The organism is Paenibacillus sp. FSL R7-0333 (genome assembly GCF_038000365.1).
GTDB lineage: Bacteria > Bacillota > Bacilli > Paenibacillales > Paenibacillaceae > Paenibacillus_AQ > Paenibacillus_AQ silagei.
Genome location: NZ_JBBOBZ010000001.1, coordinates 3,134,335 through 3,155,501, shown reverse-complemented (window position 1 = coordinate 3,155,501; position 21,167 = coordinate 3,134,335). Strand labels below are relative to the sequence as shown.

The following is a 21,167-nucleotide window of genomic DNA, read 5'->3' as shown; positions in this document are numbered from 1 at the left end:
GGAGGAAGTCCATTGTATAAGGTGCTGATTGTAGATGATGAAGTTTTTGTGCGTAAGGGCTTGATCCGGATTCTGAGCGAATGCTCGCCGCAATTCGAAATTTGCGGTGAAGCCGAGAACGGGGAGCAAGCGCTTACCCTGATTGAACAATTGAACCCGGAGCTGGTGATTGCCGATATCCGTATGCCCGTGCTGGACGGGCTGGGACTGATCAAGAAAGTGAAGACGGAGCTTGTGCAGGAGCCGATTTTTATTATTTTGAGCGGATATGCCGACTTCTCCTATGCCCAGCAAGCCTTCCGGTACAATGTGTCGGATTATATCCTCAAGCCGGTTGACGAACAGGAGCTTACGGTTGCGCTTGGCAAAATCGCCCATATGCTGAACAAAAAGCAGCTCCTCTCCATCACCCGGGAGAAGCCCTTGGTCGAGACGGTCATCGAAAGCCTGCTGCAGACGCAGCCTGATGATCAGGTCATGGGACGGATCGCCTATGCACTGGAGCTGCCTCTCACCTCTTCCTATACGTACCTCATCGCAGAAATGCAGGATCAGCTTCCTGCCGGAGAAGTCGATTATCTGCCTGCCCTGAAGAACTCTCTGCTGCGTTATTTCCGCCAAGAGGCTCAGACTCTGCTTCTTCATGTACGCCCGAACAATCAATACGGGATGATCTTGCCCGGCCAGTGGATGGATGAACCCCATCCTTCCCCGTGGGGAGGCTACCGTACGATGCTGGATACACTGGAGCGGGAGCTTGGAACAAGCATCGCTTTGTTCGTTGGCAGGAAGGTAAGCCATCTCAATCAGATTGTAGCCTCCGGGGCCAGTGCGGAGCAATGCCTCCAGTACCGTTTTGCCGCCGGCTTCGAGGGCATTTATATGGCGGACGAGCTGCTGGAGCTGCCCTTATACTATTTCGATATCGATGAAGGATTGCACAGCAAGCTGATTTACGAGGTCGAAGCCAATGACAACAAGGGTTACAGCTCAACTGTGGATGCTATTTTCACCATGTTCCAGGAGCGCCACTTCGCCCCCGGGGCGGTGACGAACACGATCCGGCGCAGCATGATTGCCATCATTAATATTATCCGCCAGCTCGAAGGTGACGAGAACACGCTGCAATGGATGACTGAGCTGCTCAACTGGCCGCTGAAATACCGCAATCTGAGCCAGCTGAAGCAGGTATTCCAGCAGTTTATCGCCGAAGCCGCAGAGTATATCGCAGAGAAGCGCGGCGGCAAGAGCGAAGGCAATATTGAAAAAATCAAAAAATACATCGACGGGCATTACCGTGAAAATATCTACCTCAAGGGCATTGCCGCCGATTTCGATATGAACCCGGTCTATCTTGGACAGTTATTCCGCAAAACCTACGGCGTGTATTTCAATGAATACCTGCTGACCCTGCGGATTGAGGAGGCCAAGCGCCTGCTGCGGCAGACCAAGAAACGGATGTACGAAATCGCGGAGCTGGTCGGCTTCCAGAATGCGGATTATTTTGCCACCCAGTTTGAAAAGCTTGAGAATATGACGCCGACTGATTATCGCAATATGATGATTGGGCAGTAAATAAGGAGGCTCCCTGCCGTGTTCAACTTCCGTCTGAATCATATGAAGCTTAGAAGCAAGCTGATTGTCATCTACATTGTATGCGTGTTCATTCCGATCATCCTGACCAATGTAATGTTCTATCAGGTGACCACCGCCAATATCAAGAATCAGAAGACCGCAGATGCCGAGCAGGCGATGAATCTGCTGCAGGCTGAGCTGCGGACCGTAATTGAAGATGCAGCAGGCATATCCTACCTCTACTCCATTGACCGGCAGCTGATCCAGCATCTGAATACCACTTATGCTTCAACGGACCGCTATGTGGAGTCGCTGAACGCCATATCGAATCTGTTCAACCGGACTGACAAAGAGAACAAGGTGCTGAGCTCCTCGGTGATTATGACCGACAATCCAACCGTTCTGGCCTCAGCCCATATCATTAAGCTGGAGGACAGTATGCGCCAGCAGGACTGGTATAAGCAGATCAGCCAGTTCAGTAACACCCACCCTCATCTCTATGTAACGCCCGACAGCATCAGCGTGATCCAGCGCCTTACCGACCGCAGGCTGGAGACCTACGAGCATGTGCTAAAAATCGACCTGAACATGAACTATATCCGGCAGATTCTGGATCTTTCCAGCTTCAGCGGTGATTTCTATATTCTCGACCCGTCGGGCCAGGCCCGCTTCGGTCGTCTCTCCAGCGGTCAGCCCAGCGGGCTGATTACTGCGGCGCACACCCTGACCCCAACTGAGATTCCCAAGCCCAAGCAGGCCATTGTAATCGACAAAACTTACCAGAATAACCGCTATCTAAGCGGCTGGTCGATTTACGGCGTCCTGGATGAGACCCTTATTTTGTCTGACGTCAGACAATCCGGGCAATTTATCCTCTGGTTTGCCGGTATTAACTTCCTGGTTCCTACCATCGTAATTATGATTATGTCCCGTTCTATTCACACGCGTATTAAGAACATTCTAAGGCATATGAAGTCTGTAAAAGACAAAAACTTCGGACTGATCCCCTACCACCTGGAGCGGGATGAGATTGGCGAGCTTACCGTCGAGTTCAACCGGATGAGTAAACGCATTGAGAACCTGATCAATGATGTATATGTTGCAGAAATACAGAAGAAGGAGCTTGAGCTGCGGCAACGGCAGGCTCAGCTGCATGCGCTGCACAGCCAGATCAACCCTCACTTCCTGTTCAATGCGCTGGAGACGATCCGGATGCGCAGTATGATGAAGGGCGAGACTCAGACGGCCCGGACGATTCAGAACATGGCGAAGATTTTCCGCAAATCAATCATGTGGAAGAGCAGCTTTGTTACGATCCGCGAGGAGCTTGAGTTAATCGAGAGCTTCCTGGAGATTCAGAAATACCGCTTCGACAACAAGCTTGAATATCACATCGAGGTGGACCAGTCACTGCTGGACATTGAAATTCCGAAGATGGCCTTCCTTCCGTATGTGGAGAACGCCAGTATTCACGGGATTGAGAATATAGCCGGCATCGGGTATATCAACATTCAGATCGCCCAGGAGAACGGGCAGATTGTCTTCGTCATTGCAGATAACGGCGTAGGCATGGACCAGGCAAAAATCAGTGAGCTTATGCATTACCTGGAGGATGCGTCCGCGATGGGTGATTCGATCGGGATGAAGAATGTAATCACCAGACTGAGAATCACCTACGGGGAATCGTTCACCTTCTCCATCACGAGCGAGCCCGGAGCGGGAACCCGCATTTTGCTGCGTCTGCCCCTGGAGAATAAATAAATATAGGGTATACCTTAATTATTCAAAGACTGATCTAAGGTTTGCCCTGTAACAAAGTTAAACGCTTTCTTTTATAATGAGGATGTTCAATAGCACAAAGAAAAGAAAGGGGATATGAAATGCGTACAAAGAAATGGTTGCAAACCGGACTGGCTGTTGTTATGGCTTCCGCACTCCTCGTAGTTGGCTGCTCCAACGGCAACTCAGGGGAAAAGAACAGCGCGTCCGGCGGAGAAAACAGCGAAGTCAGCACAGAACCGGTAACATTCACTTACTTCGGCTTCGGGGCCAACAAGGATACCATGGCCAGTGATACCACCATCGGTAAGAAGCTTCAGGAACAGACAGGTGTAGACTGGAAAATGGAATACGTAGTTGGCGATGGAAGCACCAAGTCCGGTGTTATGATTGCCGGCGGCGACTATCCTGATGTCATCTCTCCAGTCGGCGAGCTGGCCAAGCTGCTCGATGCCGGTGCATACATTCCGCTTAATGATCTGATTGAGAAATATAGCCCTAACATCAAGCGTGTCTATGGCGACTACATGAACAAGATCAAGGATGAAGAAGGCAATATCTATATCCTTCCCTTCACTGCAAATGTAAACGGATACTTATCGCCGCCAGATCCAAGCAGCACCTTCTGGATGCAGAGACGCGTCCTTAAGGAATTCGGTTACCCGGAAGTGAAGACGCTTGACCAGTACTTTGACTTGATTGAGAAATACCAGGCCAAGTACCCTAAGGTGGATGGTAAAGACACCATCGGCTTCGCTACTTTCGCCGGTACAGCCGGTGAATTCTTCACCATCACCAACCAGCCCATGCATCTGGCCGGTTATCCGAATGAAGGCGGCGTCCTGGTGGACATGGAGTCTCATGAAGCCAAGCTGTATCAGGGAACCGAAGATGAGAAGCGCTGGCTGGCCAAATTGAACGAAATGAACGGCAAGGGTCTGGTTGACCCTGAGACGTTCACAGCGAACAAAGACCAGTATCTGGCGAAGCTGACCTCCGGCCGTGTACTCGGATATGTCAACTATTCCTGGCAGATTAACGACGCCACGAACAATCTGAGATCCGCCGGTAATGACGATCTGCGTTACGTTGCCCTTCCGATCGTATTTGACGAAGGCATTAAAGATGCTTATGTTGATCCTCCGTCCTTCGTGAACAACCGCGGGCTGGGTATCTCTGTCAGCGCGAAGGATCCGGTCCGCATCATCAAGTATTTTGACAACCTGCTGACCGATGAGAACCAGAAGCTTGTCGAGTGGGGCATTGAAGGCGAAACTTACACGAAGAACGCTGAAGGCCGTATGGTGATGAGCGAAGAACAGCTGACAAACCGCAACGACAATGATTTCAAACGTAAATTCGGCTTCGCATATTTCGATTATGAATGGCCGCGTTATGGCGACAATTCCGTGTATGATGACGGCAACGCCCACGTTCCGTTCAACCAGCCGGAAGTTGCAGCGATCAACTACACAGATGGCGACAAAACACTGCTGGAGAAATACAACCTGAAGACCTTCTCCGACTTCTATGCCGAGCCGGTAGAGCGTCCATGGTATCCTGCCTGGAGTATTGAGAAAGAACCGGGCTCCCCTGAGCAGCTCTTCAGCCAGAGAGCCGGCGATTTGCAGCAGAAGTACTATCCTCGTATGGTGCTTGCTGCCCCTGGCCAATTTGAAAAGGTCTGGAGTGAATACCTGGCCGAATACAACAAGCTCGATGCTAAGGGCTACGAAGAATTCATGACTAACAAGATCAAGGACCGCATCGACGGCAAATGGTAAGCGTCCGCTTCCCAGATGCAGCATGATAAACCGGGAAAAGTGAAGCACAGCCTTCACTTTTCCCTTCTACACTTGTTAGCAAAGAGAGAATATGGAGCTTGGAAAGGGGACGGTACAGGTGGGAAAAACCGCTGTGCAGTTGGCAAAATCGAATAATACCGGTACTTCGCGCTTCAAAACCTTTTTTAAAGAGCTATCTAAACAAAAAATGCTGATGCTGATGTCATTGCCCTTTCTGTTATGGGTGATTATATTCAAATACCTCCCGCTATGGGGATGGACCATTGCTTTTCAGAAATTCAAGCCAGCCAAGGATCTGTTCGACCAGAAGTGGGTCGGCTGGGACAACTTCAAATTCCTGTTCCAGGAACAGCAATTCTATCGCGTTCTTCGTAATACTCTGGTTATGAGCTCTATTAACCTGGTACTAGGTTTTGTAACGGCTATTGTTCTGGCCCTGCTGCTGAATGAGCTGCGCAATGTATTCTTCAAACGCACCGTGCAGACAATCAGTTACCTGCCTTACTTCATTTCCTGGGTCGTAGCGGCCAATATTGTACAAATGGCACTGGCACCGGAAGGGATCATCAATGTGCTGCTGGTCAAAGCGCAGCTTATTGATCATCCAATTCTGTGGCTGGGCGAAGGCAAGTATTTCTGGGGAATACTCGGGGTTACGGAAGTCTGGAAGAATGTCGGCTGGAATACTATCATCTATCTGGCAGCCATCACCTCCATCGACCCTTCTCAATATGAAGCGGCTGAGATTGACGGGGCATCCCGTCTACAAAGAATGTTCTATATTACCCTGCCGGGTATTAAGCCGGTTATCGTACTGATTCTGATTATGAATCTGGGCCATATTCTGGAGTCCGGCTTCGAGGCGCAGTACCTGTTAGGTAACGGGATGAACCTCGACTATTCGGAGAATCTGGATATCTTCGTACTGAAGTACGGGATGCAGATGAATAACTTCGGGCTAGCCACCGCAGCAGGTATGTTTAAGACGCTGGTCAGCTTCATCTTCTTGATCGCAGCCAATAATATCGCCAAGCGTATGGGCGAAAGCAGATTGTACTAGAAAGGAGGACACAAGTAATGGCTAAATCCAAAACCAATTCATACCGGAATTCTTCGTTGGGTGACCGAATCTTCGATATATGCAATACGATCTTCATGATTCTCTTGGTCATTGTTACCCTCTATCCGTTCCTGAATATGTTTGCTCTATCGTTCAATGAAGCGAATGACTCTGTCCGCGGGGATATTTATATCTGGCCTCGTGAATGGACGCTGCGCAACTTCGAGTATGTATTCAGTGAATCCAACATCTTCTTTTCAACGTTTGTCTCTGCAGCACGGACGGTAATCGGCACTGTGGTCTCCGTATTCTGTACAGCGATGCTGGCCTATACGGTAAGCCGTCCGGAATATAAGCTGAAGAAGTTTGTGTCCGTCACGTTTATTTTCACCATGTACTTCAGCGGCGGTCTGATTCCAGGCTACCTGCTGATCAAAGAGCTGAACATGCTGAACAGCTTCTGGGTCTATATCATTCCGGGCATCATCGGCGTATTTAATATGATCGTCATCCGCTCCTTCATTGAGGCACTGCCTGAGGGATTGATGGAATCGGCCAAAATCGACGGCGCAGGCGACTTCATCACCTTCTCGCGCATTGTGCTTCCGCTGACCGTTCCGGCGCTGGCTACCGTCTCCCTGTTCGTAGCGGTCTATCAGTGGAATTCCTGGTTTGACGTCTTCCTGTACAACTCCTCAACGCCAAGCCTGAGTACGCTGCAATACGAGCTGATGAAGATGCTGTCAACATCCAACACTGCGATGTCCAGTTCCTCGGCAGCCGATGCCTTTGCGAACGCGCAGGGCAACAAAGCGACTGTTACACCGACCTCTATCCGTGCTACGATGACCATTGTGGCCAGTGTGCCGATTATCATCGTCTATCCGTTCCTGCAGAAGTATTTCGTCAAAGGGATGGTTGTCGGCGGGGTTAAAGGCTAATTGTAAAAAGCTGTGCACATAAACAAGCGATCTTCGGAAGGCCATGCGCCTTGTCTGAAGATCGCTTGTTTTTTAATTTCTTTTGCTTGCCGTCAACTCCTGCTCCAAACGGGATTTCGTAGCCGTATCCGGCAAATAGAGCATAATCCGCTGATCTGGATCATTAGGGAACTGGAGGGTAATATGTTCAAACTCCAGTACTCCAAGCTCAGGGTGATACAGCTTCTTATAACCGTCAAGGCTGCTGGGCGCATCATGATGCTGCCACATCCTTGTGAACTCAGCGCTCACACTCTTAAGATCATGAATTAAATTGCTAAATGAAACATCCTCCAGATAACGGGCTCTCGATGTCTGGAACTCGGCTACAATTCTCTGGGAGACATCATGCCAATCCTCTGAACCCTCCCTCCAGACAGGGTCGGTGAACTGGCGCCACATCAGATTGTGATCATGCGGAGGTGACGGCCGGCTAATCGAAAATACGGCTTCCGCCGCAGTATTCCAGGCCAGAAAATCACACCTCCTCCCTATTACATAAGCAGGATTCGGATTGAATTCGTCCAGCATCATCTGGACAGACGGACTGATCTTCTCTTCAGTAGCAGCCAGTTGAGGCGGTAGTGACTCTCCTGACAGTAGAAAAAGATGCCGGCGCTCATTGGGGGTTAGCTTAAGGGCCGAAGCCAGACTCTCCAGCACACCCACTGAAGGACTGATATTACGTCCCTGCTCAAGCCGCGTATACCATGAAAGACCTATACTGGCGAGTTGAGCAACTTCTTCGCGGCGTAAACCTTGTGTCCGGCGGCGGCTGCCGGCTGACAGTCCGACATCATGCGGCGAGATCGAGGTTCTTAACTTTCGCAGAAAATTCCCCAAAGCTAAACGGCGTTCACTATCATTCAACTAAGAAGCCCCCTTATCCTGTCACTCGTAAGCCTACCATAAAGAAGGCTCTCCTCCCAAAACAATAGCCAAAGTATACTCAAAGTGATCAAGGATATCAATATGCCTAAGGAAAAGGAGAATCAACATGACAAATCATTCGGGACAATTATTGAAGGACAAGGTGGTAATGATTATGGGTGCCGGACGGGGGATCGGGGCTGCGGCAGCAAAGTGGTTTGCCATGCAGGGCGCCTCGGTGATGCTCGTCTCAAGGACAGAATCTGAGCTGCGTTCACTCAAAGATGAGATTACGGCAACCGGAGGACAGGCGGAATATTTCACAGCCGATCTGGCAGACGCGGGCGGCGCTGGGGAAGCGGTCAACGCCACAGTAAGGCGGTATGGACGGCTTAACGCCGCTTTCAACAACGCTGGTATCGGAGTCACCATATCCTCTTTGGTCGATGAGAAAGAAGAGGATTTCGACCTGATTCAGTCTGTAAACTATAAAGGAGTCTGGCTGTGCATGAAGGCCCAGATTACGGCAATGTTGCAGACCTCCGGATCAGGGGCAATTGTCAATACCAGCAGTGTCGGCAGCTTAAAGGGTAATCCCGGCTTGGGTGCCTACGGCGCCTCCAAACGCGGAGTTAACAGCCTCACGCAAACAGCTGCCATCGAATACGGACCGGCGGGCATTCGGGTCAATGCCATCGCCCCCGGCACAACTATGACAGATATGATTCAACAATGGGTCTCCATCAATCCTGAGATTATCGAGCAAATCAGTGCCAAGACGCCCCTCCGGCGTCCGGCTGAACCCATAGAAGTCGCACAGGCTGCGGCCTGGTTACTTAGTGATCAAGCCTCCTTCGTGACCGGGGTCATCCTGCCGGTAGACGGCGGACTGAGTGCCTAAAGGCCGCTTACCCTCCCCTTTTCTATCCGGCTAACTCTTGTCTCTGGAGCTTATAATCCATACATTGGTAAACTGAAACATGAATGAATTATAATATACAGGTAAAGTAGCCCGAAGACGTTCATGTTAGTAGTCGGGAGAGCGGGGAGAGGACATTACTATGAATATAGCTGTTAAATGGTTGCAGAATTTCAGAGACCATGATAACCGGCAACTGCTAAAGAACTATGAGGTTACAGCGGAGCTTATCCGCACACGGAATTTGACAGCCTGGGCTGATGCAGAGCTTCAAGCAGAGTCCCTCCGTCTTCAACAAGCCGCCCGGTCAGGCGTAGCCCTGGACGAGCTGCTGGTGGATGCCTATGCGTTAGTCTGTGAGGCTGCTAACAGAACACTCGGATTACAGCCCTATCATGTCCAGATTATGGCCGCTATCGCACTACACCAGCGTATGCTGATCGAACAGCATACCGGTGAGGGCAAAACCCTCTCAGCCGTAATGCCGGCCTATCTGAATGCGCTGACCGGCAAAGGCGTGCATGTGCTGACCTTCAATGATTATTTGGCCCGGCGGGATGCGCAGTGGATGGGTCCCGTCTACCGCTTCCTGGGACTAACGGTGGATTCGGTTCAAGCGGGTATGAGCCTGTCTGAGAAACGTGCTGCCTACAGAAGCGATATCACCTATGTTACGGCAAAAGAAGCAGGGTTCGACTACTTGCGCGATACTATTGCGCTTACGGAAGCCGCTACGGTACATCGCCCATTCCACTACGTCATCGTGGACGAAGCTGATTCCTTGCTGCTTGATGAAGCACGGGTACCGCTTGTAATCAGCGGCGAATCTGAGGTCAGCCTTAGTGACGGCATGCGATACGCGGAACTGGCCCGGCAGCTGCTGGCTGGAGAGCATTACGATTATGACGAATTCCAGCGGAACGTATACCTGAACGATGCTGGTGCTGCCAAAGTAGAAGAGTTGCTGGGATGCGGTAATCTCTATGATAGCCGGAATAGTCAGCTGCTAACCTCACTGAATTGTGCACTGCATGTGGAGACCTTATTAACGAAGGATATTGATTATATCGTCCGTGGCGGTGCTATCGAGCTGATTGAAGAGTATACCGGACGAGTGGCCGAGAACCGGTATTTACCGGACGGACTACAAGCAGCTTTGACTGCCAAAGAAGGACTGAAATGGACTGCTGGCGGGAAAATTCTCGGTACGATCACCATTCAGCACTTCATTAGCCTATATCCGGAAATCTGCGGAATGACAGCTACAGCCTACGCCTCCGCTATGGAATTCAAGGATATCTATGCTCTGCAGGTGGTACAGATTCCGCCGAACCGGCTGAGCGTCCGGACCGATCACCCGCACCGGATCTACACGCATAAGGAAGCCAAATATCAGGCGCTCGTGCAGGACATCTCCTCTATTCACAGGGAGGGCCGCCCCATTCTGATCGGGACCGCAAGCGTTGAGGAATCGGACATGCTGGCTGTGGAGCTTGCGGCTGCCGGGGTTCCCGCTCAGGTGCTGAATGCGAAGAATGATGCTGAGGAAGCTGATATTATCGCCAGAGCAGGAGAACTGGGCGCCGTAACGGTCTCAACGAATATGGCGGGACGCGGTGTCGATATCCGGCTCGGCGGCGGTGATCCGGTACAGGCAGACGCTGTCGCCCGGCTCGGCGGGTTATATGTCATTGGCACCCATGTGAACGAAAGCGTGCGGATTGACAACCAGCTTCGCGGGCGGTCCGGCCGCCAGGGCGACCCGGGGGCTTCAGTCTTCTATGTCAGTCTGGAAGACGACCTGATGCGCCGCTTCAGTTCCCCTACCCCAGCCCATGCACTCAGACAGCAGGAAGCTATTGAAGAGCCTTCGCTTGGCCGGAAGATCGCAAGTATTCAGCAAATTGTAATGAGCCAGAATTTCGAAATCCATAATGAGCTGAACCGTTATTCGGATATGATCGAGGACCAGCGGCGGATTCTATATGCGGAACGCCTTAGCATCCTGCTGGGCGAGCAACCGATAAGCCCTGCGGAACAGCGGGTTCGGCTGTTCTATATCGATGAATGCTGGGCTGACCATCTGGCCTTCGTCTCCTATCTCCGCGAAGGCATTCACCTGGAGAGCATCGCCAGCCGCAGCCCGATCGATGAATTTCATACGCAGATTACCGGAGCATTCGATCAGATCCCGGGTAAGATCGAACGTGCGGCAGAGACTATGCTGGTCAGGCTCGGCGGGTCTAATGATCCGGCTGAATGGGAACGGCTGGGACTTAGGAGCCCTGCTTCAACCCGGACCTATATAATCAACGATCAATATCTCCAGAATAAGCGCAGCTCATGGACGGGAACGACTATTGTGGCTTTTTGGCTTCGTCCAATTGCACAAAAGCTATTATCCCCCTTCATTAAGCAGCCGAAATACTAATATGGCTCTTATTGCAGAAGTGGAAACGGCTAGGCCGTCCTTAGGAGGATGGCCTAGCCGTTTGAAGTTAGTACAGAGAATGAAAGGTATTCTGTCGATACCCTACGAGCAGATAATCGCCGCACCTGTGGGTGGGATTTAAAACAAGTGGAAAAACGTATCTTAATTTTCACCTGTTTGTTGAATTCAGGAAAATAAGTGGATAAACAGCAGCTGCTACTATCCATTTTCGCTATTAGACGTTCTTGGAGACGAATTAAGTGCCTTTTTTCCAATTGTTGTCGTCGCAGGGCTCCAGTAAATGGATAAATTCCATCTATTTCCTGCTAGTAGAGCGTCAGAGTTAAATATATGGATTGGATCAGTAAGAGGAAACCACCTAAACTATTAAGTTCGGTTTAATACGAAAATAAAAGTCGGGATGCGACTGATGCACCCGACTTATTTTCGCATACAATTTGTCCCAATGAATTCACTCATTTAATCCTTCAGTCCTCATCATGCCCAACCACAATTTAAAGACTGATGCTCTACTAGTGCAACATCAGATTTAATATTGTGAATATGATCATTACTGGACCTTAACGAGCCAGCTTCTCATTTTCACAGCAGTCATTCGGATGCTTTAGGCGCTGGAGCGATAGTAATTGCATTTTGTACAATGGATTGCTGTAAAAAAGGCTTCGAAATAGAATCTAATGTATTCCGTACAATTGAATGTTGAACAAAGGCCTGTTTTCACCCAAAACACAAGATTCTACTGTATACAATACAATAGAATCTCATTTTACGGTCAGTAATCCATTTTCTATTGCAGGAAATACAATCACCTACTTGAATGCTACTTAACTGTAGAACTCCCAGAATACAAGCTGGGCCAGCAGAATTGCCATCATCACCATAGGCACGATGACGGACCAAGGATTACGGGCCGTTGAAGCAAGCGGCGGCGACAGCTGCTTCATCTTGGTTATAAACAGCGCAGCGATAAGCAGTGCAGCCAGTCCGGTTAGCGCAATATTCACTATAATCTGCGGATACACCTCCGCATAGGCACGTTCATTGTTGCTAAGCATCCGTAAGGCCAGCACCAGATTGTTCACCACCAGACCGGTACCGGTTAAGGTCAGTCCGGCCGTCAGCTTCCGGTTGGCGGATCGGGGTGCAGGACGGTTACGATGTGCTCTCCTTTTGCCCAGAAGCATCTGTACCAGCCAGACAAACGGAGCAACTACGAAATAGACAATCACCAGTCCCGCAAGTGCTGCACTGGTCAGCAATACAGGCATGGACCGGCCCGGGGGCAGCGGCAGATAATCGGAGGTGTACACCGAGATAGCCTCTACCTTCCCGTCCTTCATTGTGGCATACAGCATCGGCCAGGCATCCAGTCCTGAATCCCCGCCCGTCTTCTCATAGAGGTACGGCTGAACCTGCTGATAGCTTCCGCTCATCCCGGCAAGTGACACCTGAAGCTGATCTGCTCCCTGAGGCTCAAGCTTCATCATCGTCAGATATGGGAACAGCTTCATGAAGCCAAGGCCGGGACGGCGCGCCGCGACGAATCGGCCTTCCACCTCTGACACGTCTGGCAGAACCGCTGCCTCCGTCTGCGCTCGTTGTCCCACAACTGCTTTGGTCAGACCATGAACAATATGGGATTCGCCCGCCTGATTCGTCATGACGACAACTGCAAACCGGTCTTCAGGCACAAGCATAAGATTGGTGGCAAAAGCAATCGTGTTCCCGCCATGTCCCAGCGTCCGGTGTGCCCCGGGATACTCCCAGAACCCGTGGGCGATGCCCGGCATGCCTCCCTCAGCGGAATGACTCCGGGTCAGCATCGTAGCCAGCGTACCTGACTTCTGAAACAGCGGAGATTGCTCTCCGGCTGCGGGCATGAGGGCCATGGCAAATTTGGCGAGATCCTCCGCAGTCCCGTTATTGCCGCCGTTAGGGTACATAGACATATAATTCCATGGACCTTGCTTGAAGGAGCCTTGTCCGGCGAAAAAATACCCTTTGGCCTTGTGCTTCAGCAGCTCCGGGCGGTCCTGCACCACAGAATACGACATTGAATGCTTCATGCCCAGCGGCTCAAAAATATGCTGCTGGATGTATTCATGATAAGGCTGTCCGCTGATTCTCTCTACAATGTAAGCGGCCAGTGAGTTGCCGTAGTTCGAATAGGCGACTACCTCTCCCGGTCTGTAGATCTGTGCCGGCTGAGCCAGCTTCAGACCTTCTTCCAGTGACCGCACTTCCTCAGGCGACTGGTAAGCCATATCGAACATATACTCTTCAAATCCGGCATTGTGGTTCATCAGATGCAGCATGGTGATCGGCTCGTCATACTCCAGCTTGGTCAGGAAATGCTCCGGCAAAAGCTTACGGATATCTTCATTCAGATCCAGTTTGCCCTGCTCAGCCAGCTGCATTACGGATGTCCATACGGCGAGCTTGCTGATAGAGCCCCATTCCATGACCGTATCCGGGGAAACGGGGATCTGCTGTTCCACGTCGGCGTAGCCGTACCCCTTGGACAGCACGACCTGTCCATCCTTAACCATCACAACGGAAGCGCCTACGGTCTGCGTTCCTATGTATTCTTTTACATAATCGTCTACAAAAGCTTCCAGCCCGGTCAGCGGAATGCCGGATGGGGTAGCTCCCCCTGCTCCTACGCTGCCTTGCTCTGCGGCAAATGCTGTAATACCGCCCGATAGCAGCAATAGCACCGAGAGCACTAGTGTGAATCCTCTTTTCAAAATAAAACCTCTCCTTTAGTCGAGTAAAATCCTGCAGCCTTCCTAATTCTAACAAATAACCTCGCCGATTACCGGAAAATTTCCTTTCGGCCGATTTCACTGATAGTATCTTTAGGAGAAGCAACATGATTATCTTCATGGAAGAAGGGCCAGCTTATGAATAAATTTTATACCACATTAGCTTATATAAATGAAGCATTGTACGCACCAGCCCGCTTAACTGTCAGTTCTATACGTGAAGAACTGCAGAACGCCGAATATGGAGCCGGTATATTTCAATTGGGTGCCCTCAACACAGAAGTGGCAGATCCCTTATTTTGGAATAGTTGATCCCATGAACCTTCACCCTATGCAGGGGTTAACCCAGTTGTATCTGCCAGCCATACCGTTTAGAATTTAACAGACCACACCTGCATCGGAAAGGAACTACATCTATGATTCTATTCATACACCGCAAGGACCTGCGGACTTGTGATCTGCCGGCCTTCGATGCCATCGCTTCGGCGCAGGAAGACTCGCTGCATGTATTAATACTGGAGCCGTTCCTACTCCGGAATAAGCGTTATCTGGAGCATAGCGGACAGAATTTCCTTCAGCATGTTGCCCGTCTTCAGCAGGAATATGCGAAACAAGGTAAGCTGCTACATCTCCTATATGGAGAGCCGGAGGCGGTCTTACAGCGTCTGGCCGGGGTACATCCTATCCAGGAAGTCAGCATCCATGCGGATTATACCCCTTATGCGCTCACCAGAGACCGGCTTCTGCAGGATACCGCCTATGCGCTGAACCTCCGGTTCCATGCCCGGCATGACAGCATGCTCTGTGATCTGGAAGCATTCATGGACTGGTGCGGCCGGAGTGAGCCGTTCAAGGTGTTTACTCCCTTCTACCGCCGCTGGCGTACTTTTCTCGCGCAGCGGTTCCAGCCGCCGTACGCTGCCGGGCTAAGTAGTCTGCGAACCGTTGCTCTTCACCCGCAGCTCGCAGAGGCCTTCCAGCTTCCCGAAGAGATTGCCCGGGAGCTTACAGTGCTGGCTCCCGCTGCAGAGCAGATGAACCCGGATCATGTGCTCGAGAGTTTCCTTCACGCAGACCTGCAGGATTACAAGATCAACCGGGATCATTACGCACATGAACGCACCAGCCGGATCAGCAGGCATTTGAATACGGGAGCGATCTCGGCACGGACACTATATAGCAGACTTACTGAAGAAGAGGATATCGGCGAAGATTGGCTGAGACAGTTAGCCTGGAGGGATTTCTATCTGGGTCAAGCACGGCTGGACCGGGATTTCTTCAATTATGAGAATGTATATGATCTCTCTGTGCTGGGGACCCAGCACTTCGAGGCCTGGGCTCAGGGCAGGACCGGCATTCCGGTCATCGATGCAGCTATGCGCCAGTTGAACGCAACCGGCTGGATGCCTAACCGGCTGCGGATGATAACGGCCATGTTCCTGACGAAGAATCTGGGCTGTCCCTTCATCTATGGCGAGCGTTATTTCCGGCTGAAGCTAAGCGATTACGACAACGCCCAGAACCGTGGCGGCTGGCTGTGGAGCTCTTCGCTCGGCTTCGATGCCTCTCCCTATTTCCGGGTGATGAATCCGGTCACCCAATCCCAGACCCATGATCCGGGCGGCAGCTATATCCGTACCTGGCTGCCGGAACGCGCGGACTGGTCTGATAAGGACATTCACCTGCCCGCCGAAGATGCCATTGTGGATCTGAAGCGGTCCCGGGCATACGCCATCGAAGTCTACAAGGAGATCATGCGGAGCCGGCAAGGCTGATAGTCTCCCAATCGCAATCGGATTCCGGTGATCATCAGAATTCTTTATTCCGATGAATCCGCACGGAAATCAGATAGGACACCGCGAACAGGAGAACAGCAAGGAGCAGGGTGGCATACCCGGTCTCAGGACCATTATAGTTCACATCGTCCATATACAGGTTCAGCAGCATCCACACCAGGAAACGAAGGCCCACCGATAGCCCTGCCGATATCGACACCATCTGCTCGCTTTTTTCCACACCGAATTTAAGAATGACCGGATAATAGATCGCCAGGGTGGAGATAGATAAAGATAAACCGAAGGTATACCCAGTGGACAGGTTCAAATGTGCTATGTCTCCCTTGCTTACATAGGTTAATGCCAGAGTAACCAGACTTACAGCGGTGCCCATGAGGATTAACATCAGGAAGGACATGTACTTCGCATGGATGACCGTTCTCCTTCTGATCGGCATGGTGAGTTCAAACCGGTTCCATTTAGAAGCCTCATCCATCTGCAGGGAGGCCCCGATGCTCAACACAAAAATCCAAATCTGCGCCGCGATGACTGCATTCAGTATGCTGTGATCCACCCCGGCAAAGGAAACCAGCGACAGAAGCAGCGCAATGCCGAGGGAAGATTTGATGTTATTTTGCAGTGAGTAATAATTATTTAACAGCAGTCCGCGCATATTATTTCTCCCCCTTTACGAGCAGCAGCAGAATCTCATCAATGGATACCTGATCCACCGTAATCCCGCTGTATTGTTGCCCGAAGCCTCTTCTGTCCTTCACCAGCACATCGGTCTGATGCTCCTTCACCCGGTAAGCCAGCCTGTCACCTTCAGCAATACGCCGGAACTGGTCGCTGGTGCAGCGGGCCACGCCGTAGTCATAGATCAGCTCATCTTTCATCGCAGTCAGAATGATCTTCCCTTGATGAATAAAGGTGATATAATCGGCGATCTTCTCCAGATCGCTTGTGATATGAGAAGACATCAGTATGGCGTGATGCTCGTCCTCAACGAACTCCAGGAATACCTCCAGAATCTCCTCTCTGGTAATGGGGTCGAGTCCCGAGGTAGCCTCATCGAGAATCAGCAGCTTGGGATGATGCGACATGGCGGCGGCTATGGCAAGCTTCATCGTCATGCCCCGCGAGAACCCGCTGATCCTGCGGTCCATAGGCAGGCCGAACTTCTCCGTGAGCTTCACATAGACCTCCTGATCCCACTGCTTATAGATACCACGCATGACCTTCCCCAGCTTCACCGGGGTCAGCACCGCCGGAAAATTGGCCGAGTCCAAAACAACGCCGATGTCTTCGCGCAAGGCGATGTCTTCATCCTTCATCTCCTTGCCCAGCAGCCGGATTGTACCGCTGTCGATCTGAACCGTGTTCAGAATGGACTTGATTGTTGTCGTCTTCCCTGCTCCATTCTCACCCACGAACCCCATAATGGTTCCGCTGGGAATTGCTAATGATACATTGTCCAGCATAAAGCCGGAGTCGGCATAGGACTTGGTCAGTCCGGTGATTTCCAAACTAAGATTCATGATTACCCTCCTTATAATAGATAGTCAGCATCTCTACCATCTTTTCCAGTTTGATTCCGCCCGCACGGGCGAGCTCGGCTGCTGCGATGAGATGCTCCTCCACTTGCTTCTGCTGCTCTTCCTGAAACAGCGCCTGGCTCACGGCGGAAACGAAGCTGCCCTTTCCAACGGTAGTCTCGATGAAGCCATCGCGCTGTAAATCCTCATACGCCTTCTGTACGGTGATGACACTGACTTGAATGGATTTGGCTAAGGCGCGCATCGAAGGAATGGGATCTCCTGCCTGAAGCTCTCCGCTCATAATCTTGCCTTTGATCTGCGAGGTGATCTGCTCATAAATGGGCTTGTTCCTGTTACTACTGATGATGATCTCCACACGCTGCCTCCTTGCGCGAACAGTGTACTTATTGTACCAGTACAATATAACTGATTTCTTATTTTTTGTAAACCTGCTAAATAACCACACTTAAGACATACAAAAAAGGGCCAACCCCAGCTTGAGGTCAGCCCTTCCACATTACTTATTGTGCATTCGAGAAATGAACATGAATGGACACTACCTCCGAGCGCGACCCGATGCGGATCGGCGGACCCCAGAAGCCATAGCCTGAAGACACGATGGTATGAAGCTGCCCCTTCTGCAGATAGCCCCAGTCATTCTCGAACACTCTGGAGGTGATCAGATTGGCCGGCGCGATCTGCCCGCGGTGGGTATGGCCGGAGACCATCAGATCAACGCCCTGCTCCTGCGCAATCCCGAACTCCACCGGCTGATGCTCCAGCATGAACACCGGCTTGGAATGATCTATGTCCTTGGTCAGATCAGCCAGCTTGGCCCGCTCCTTATCGCTGTAGTCCTTCCGTCCAATCAGCGTCAGCCAGCCGCCGACCTCGACGTCTTCATCATAGAGCACCTGCATCCCGCTCTCCTTCAGCAGGCTGATGATCTCCTCCGTCCCGCCCTTGAACCGGTCATGATTCCCCAGGGAAGCATACACTCCGAGCGGAGCTTCAAGCTTCGCCAGCACAGCGCCGAGTCCCTTCTCCTTATACGGCCTGACATCATCATCCACGATATCGCCCGGGAGCAGTATCAGATCGGGGTGCAAGGCGTTAATCTCCTGCACCATCCGCTCCGCATGGCGTTTGCCGGATAAATAACCGAAGTGCATATCCGAAGCCATCACGATGTGAAGCTTACCGCCGGCCGGACCCGGCTTGTCAATCTGTACCTCATAGGAACGCACAACCGGGCTGTATGCATTATAGCTTCCATACCCGAGCAGGCTCACCAGCGCCAACAGCGTCAGGATACCGGACCACTTCTGAACCGCGCGGCGCGGCAGCCTACTCAGCCTTGTAAGCCAGACCATAAGATGCACGAGCGGCAGCAGCATGAGCAGCAGACTGAATATCGCCAGCCAGTAGCTGCCTATAACGCTTAGAATTGCCGAACCCGCCACCACTCTGGAGAGGATCAGCGAGCTGGCCAGGAAGATCAGCGCAATGATGTAGAACAGCCGGAACCGTCCGGAGACGACCGGCTTGATCCAGCCCCAGCCGCTCCAGCCAATATAGAAGACAATTAACGCGTATAAAGCAATGAATACTAGCCCAATGATGATAAACATGTTAACCACCTTATCTAATTTTCGGATAACATATTATCTCATGGCACCTTGGTCTTTTCCACTATAGGGACAGCCGGGCTTATTTAAGCTTATCCACCACTGCCTCTGCTGACAGCTTCCCGGAGGTCAATGCCCAGGCATTATTGGCGCCAGAGGGGGAGTCATCTCCCATGACACCGCCAACAACCTCGCCTGCTGCATAGAGTCCGGAGATAATCTGGCTGCTCGTGTTCAGGACTTCAAAGTCCGCGTTCACAACCAGTCCCCCCATGGTTGTAGCGAAACGCGGTTTCTGCTCTACCAGATAGTAAGGGCCTGATCCAATGGCTTCCTTCATGTAATCCGCTGAACGCCCGAAGTCCTCATCCTTGCCGGCCTTAACGAAGCCGTTATAGCGGTTAATGGTGTTCTGCAGCGCACCAGCATCCATTCCGGCAGCCGTTGCCAGCGCTTCAGCCATCTCGGCATGGAAGAAATACGGCTTAGATGAACCATTGTTCTTCAGCCATGTCTCAATATCACCCTGTGAGATTCCTGCTTCACCCAGACTGGTCTTGAACACATAGAAGGTTGCCTGATCCATTAGCAAGTATAGCATCTGATTCTGTTGCGTAAGTTCCACTTCCAGAATGCTGCGATTACTGGACTTCTCATTCACTACTCTATCTCCGGCACTATTCACCAGAATTCCGCTCTTTTTGAATGCAGCGATATTGCCGACAATGGTAGATTTCGCAATTCCCTCGGATACCTCAACTCCATTGGGGTAACGTTTCCCGTACTCCATCAGGCGGGTTGCGGCATCGATGCCGTCACCCTTGGCCATTACAATTCCGTCTCCAGTCGAGGAGGTCGGACCATAGTATAGAGCGGTCTTTAACTGATCGGAGAGCAGGTCTTTATTATTACCATAACCTCCGGTAGCCATAATCACTGCCTTAGCTGTAATATTGTAGGTCTTCCCGGTGCCGTCTTTGGCAACGACACCTGTAACAGCCCCGCTATCATCTGTAAACAGCTTCTCTGCTCTGGTCTCCAGGTGCAGCTCCACACCCGACTCTTCGACCTTCTGGCGGGCCTGCTTGGCGAATCCGGGTCCGCCCTGATCGTAGGCAAGCTCCCGGTCATGACTGTACTCTGCCAGCTTATGCAATCCGCCTGCCATATCGTATTTAATCCCCACATATTGATTCAGCCAGTCTGTAGTCTGCCCGACGTTGGCTGCGAACAGCTTCAATAACTCGGCAACGTTCTTATTGCCCCCGTTGGCAAGGAAATCCGTCACGATGCTGTCGGCACTGTCGTCGGTAACTCCAGCTTCTTGCTGAAGCTTGGAGAGTCCAACCACCTGATTGCCGCCGCTAATCGAGATGGCACCGCCGATGTAAGTCATTTTCTCCAGCAGGATGGTTTTCAGTCCAAGCTCATCTGCACGCAGGGAAGCGGACATGCCTGCCGCTCCGCCGCCGATGACGACTACATCTGTCGTTAAGTCCTCTACCTCGGTCGATTCCACTGTCTTCACATCATTGTTCAGAACCAGCGGATCTACACCGGCTTGGGTTACGCAATCGGCGACGGCGGCCAGGATCGCATCACTAGTGACGGTTGCCCCGGAGACGGCATCAATCTTCAAGGACTGGTTATCGACAATAGCCTTCGGAATCTTGGTAACGGATGCGTCACTGACCCCTTCGGTCTCCTTGAAATTTACTACCTTCACAGCGTCGATGGCATGCTCCGAGAAGGTAACTTCCACCTGCACCGCACCGTTTTTCCCGTCCGCAGATCCTGTATAGGTTCCGGCCTTATAGGTGATACCCCCGGCATCTTTAGAACTATCTTCATTTTTTGTACCTGAACATCCTGCCACAGATAAGATCACCAATGACACCAACAGCATAACCGACAGCATCTTCTTTACATTCTTTTTCCTCATTTGTACTCCTTCTTGGAACCATTTTTGTTAATATATAAAGGTCGCGATACGCCACTCTACTTCAGAACCCACAATACCT

General features: G+C 51.3%; 16 protein-coding genes. 9 read left to right on the top strand and 7 right to left on the bottom strand.

Annotated features, from left to right (window positions below):
- The first annotated feature begins 21 nt into the window (after positions 1–21).
- From MKY86_RS13030 to MKY86_RS13010, 5 genes are all read left to right on the top strand, one after another.
- On the top strand, positions 22–1,575 hold the full coding sequence (locus tag MKY86_RS13030) for a response regulator transcription factor (protein WP_340827808.1): 1,554 nt from the start codon (positions 22–24) through the stop codon (positions 1,573–1,575).
- Positions 1,576–1,593: 18 nt separating this feature from the next.
- The gene (locus MKY86_RS13025; protein ID WP_083684786.1) at positions 1,594–3,336 is read left to right on the top strand and encodes a histidine kinase; all 1,743 of its coding nucleotides are present in this window, start codon (positions 1,594–1,596) and stop codon (positions 3,334–3,336) included.
- Between the two features lie 119 nt (positions 3,337–3,455).
- Positions 3,456–5,138 carry an ABC transporter substrate-binding protein gene (locus tag MKY86_RS13020; RefSeq protein WP_076077701.1) on the top strand — a complete coding sequence of 561 codons (1,683 nt, stop codon included), beginning with the start codon at positions 3,456–3,458 and terminating at the stop codon, positions 5,136–5,138.
- Positions 5,139–5,256: 118 nt separating this feature from the next.
- Complete coding sequence (locus tag MKY86_RS13015; protein ID WP_051493410.1) at positions 5,257–6,219, top strand: ABC transporter permease; 963 nt, start codon at positions 5,257–5,259, stop codon at positions 6,217–6,219.
- 17 nt (positions 6,220–6,236) lie between these two features.
- Positions 6,237–7,160, top strand: a complete 924-nt coding sequence (locus MKY86_RS13010) for a carbohydrate ABC transporter permease (RefSeq protein ID WP_036729010.1) — start codon at positions 6,237–6,239, stop codon at positions 7,158–7,160.
- 72 nt (positions 7,161–7,232) lie between these two features.
- Here the strand turns inward: MKY86_RS13010 and MKY86_RS13005 are convergent, their stop codons facing one another.
- Positions 7,233–8,069, bottom strand: coding sequence for a helix-turn-helix transcriptional regulator (locus MKY86_RS13005; protein ID WP_076077698.1), 837 nt, complete (start codon positions 8,067–8,069; stop codon positions 7,233–7,235).
- Positions 8,070–8,196: 127 nt separating this feature from the next.
- Here MKY86_RS13005 and MKY86_RS13000 point away from each other — a divergent pair, with 127 nt between their 5' ends.
- Both MKY86_RS13000 and MKY86_RS12995 read left to right on the top strand, forming a co-directional pair.
- A complete protein-coding gene (locus MKY86_RS13000; RefSeq protein WP_076077695.1) occupies positions 8,197–8,970 on the top strand; it encodes an SDR family NAD(P)-dependent oxidoreductase in 774 nt (257 codons plus the stop codon).
- 160 nt (positions 8,971–9,130) lie between these two features.
- Entirely contained in the window at positions 9,131–11,419 is a 2,289-nt protein-coding gene (locus tag MKY86_RS12995) for a preprotein translocase subunit SecA (RefSeq protein WP_076077692.1), read from the top strand.
- Between the two features lie 845 nt (positions 11,420–12,264).
- Here the strand turns inward: MKY86_RS12995 and MKY86_RS12990 are convergent.
- Positions 12,265–14,187, bottom strand: coding sequence for a serine hydrolase domain-containing protein (locus MKY86_RS12990; RefSeq protein ID WP_340826957.1), 1,923 nt, complete (start codon positions 14,185–14,187; stop codon positions 12,265–12,267).
- 156 nt (positions 14,188–14,343) lie between these two features.
- On the opposite strand from MKY86_RS12990, the gene MKY86_RS12985 reads away from it, so the two are divergent.
- Positions 14,344–14,517: a hypothetical protein gene (locus MKY86_RS12985; protein WP_340826956.1), complete on the top strand. Its 174-nt coding sequence runs from the start codon at positions 14,344–14,346 to the stop codon at positions 14,515–14,517.
- Positions 14,518–14,621: 104 nt separating this feature from the next.
- Positions 14,622–15,980, top strand: a complete 1,359-nt coding sequence (locus MKY86_RS12980) for a cryptochrome/photolyase family protein (protein WP_076077686.1) — start codon at positions 14,622–14,624, stop codon at positions 15,978–15,980.
- A 34-nt stretch (positions 15,981–16,014) separates the two neighbouring features.
- Here the strand turns inward: MKY86_RS12980 and MKY86_RS12975 are convergent, their stop codons facing one another.
- From MKY86_RS12975 to MKY86_RS12955, 5 genes are all read right to left on the bottom strand, one after another.
- Positions 16,015–16,653 carry an ABC-2 transporter permease gene (locus tag MKY86_RS12975; RefSeq protein WP_076077684.1) on the bottom strand — a complete coding sequence of 213 codons (639 nt, stop codon included), beginning with the start codon at positions 16,651–16,653 and terminating at the stop codon, positions 16,015–16,017.
- A gap of 1 nt (position 16,654) precedes the next feature.
- Positions 16,655–17,518: an ABC transporter ATP-binding protein gene (locus MKY86_RS12970; RefSeq protein WP_076077681.1), complete on the bottom strand. Its 864-nt coding sequence runs from the start codon at positions 17,516–17,518 to the stop codon at positions 16,655–16,657.
- Positions 17,508–17,894, bottom strand: a complete 387-nt coding sequence (locus tag MKY86_RS12965; protein ID WP_076077678.1) for a GntR family transcriptional regulator — start codon at positions 17,892–17,894, stop codon at positions 17,508–17,510. The genes MKY86_RS12970 and MKY86_RS12965 overlap by 11 nt, the downstream gene beginning before the upstream one ends.
- 145 nt (positions 17,895–18,039) lie before the next feature.
- A complete protein-coding gene (locus MKY86_RS12960; RefSeq protein WP_076077676.1) occupies positions 18,040–19,149 on the bottom strand; it encodes a metallophosphoesterase in 1,110 nt (369 codons plus the stop codon).
- Between the two features lie 79 nt (positions 19,150–19,228).
- Positions 19,229–21,088, bottom strand: coding sequence for an FAD-dependent oxidoreductase (locus tag MKY86_RS12955; RefSeq protein WP_076077673.1), 1,860 nt, complete (start codon positions 21,086–21,088; stop codon positions 19,229–19,231).
- Between the last annotated feature and the right edge of the window lie 79 nt (positions 21,089–21,167).

Bases quoted from the DNA above. Each gene is read 5' to 3' on its own strand.
- MKY86_RS13010 (WP_036729010.1), top strand. From the start codon at position 6,237: ATGGCTAAATCCAAAACCAATTCATACCGGAATTCTTCGTTGGGTGAC.
- MKY86_RS13000 (WP_076077695.1), top strand. From the start codon at position 8,197: ATGACAAATCATTCGGGACAATTATTGAAGGACAAGGTGGTAATGATT.
- MKY86_RS12955 (WP_076077673.1), bottom strand. From the start codon at position 21,088: ATGAGGAAAAAGAATGTAAAGAAGATGCTGTCGGTTATGCTGTTGGTG.
- MKY86_RS12970 (WP_076077681.1), bottom strand. From the start codon at position 17,518: ATGAATCTTAGTTTGGAAATCACCGGACTGACCAAGTCCTATGCCGAC.
- MKY86_RS12960 (WP_076077676.1), bottom strand. From the start codon at position 19,149: ATGTTTATCATCATTGGGCTAGTATTCATTGCTTTATACGCGTTAATT.
- MKY86_RS13020 (WP_076077701.1), top strand. From the start codon at position 3,456: ATGCGTACAAAGAAATGGTTGCAAACCGGACTGGCTGTTGTTATGGCT.
- MKY86_RS12980 (WP_076077686.1), top strand. From the start codon at position 14,622: ATGATTCTATTCATACACCGCAAGGACCTGCGGACTTGTGATCTGCCG.
- MKY86_RS12985 (WP_340826956.1), top strand. From the start codon at position 14,344: ATGAATAAATTTTATACCACATTAGCTTATATAAATGAAGCATTGTAC.
- MKY86_RS12995 (WP_076077692.1), top strand. From the start codon at position 9,131: ATGAATATAGCTGTTAAATGGTTGCAGAATTTCAGAGACCATGATAAC.
- MKY86_RS12975 (WP_076077684.1), bottom strand. From the start codon at position 16,653: ATGCGCGGACTGCTGTTAAATAATTATTACTCACTGCAAAATAACATC.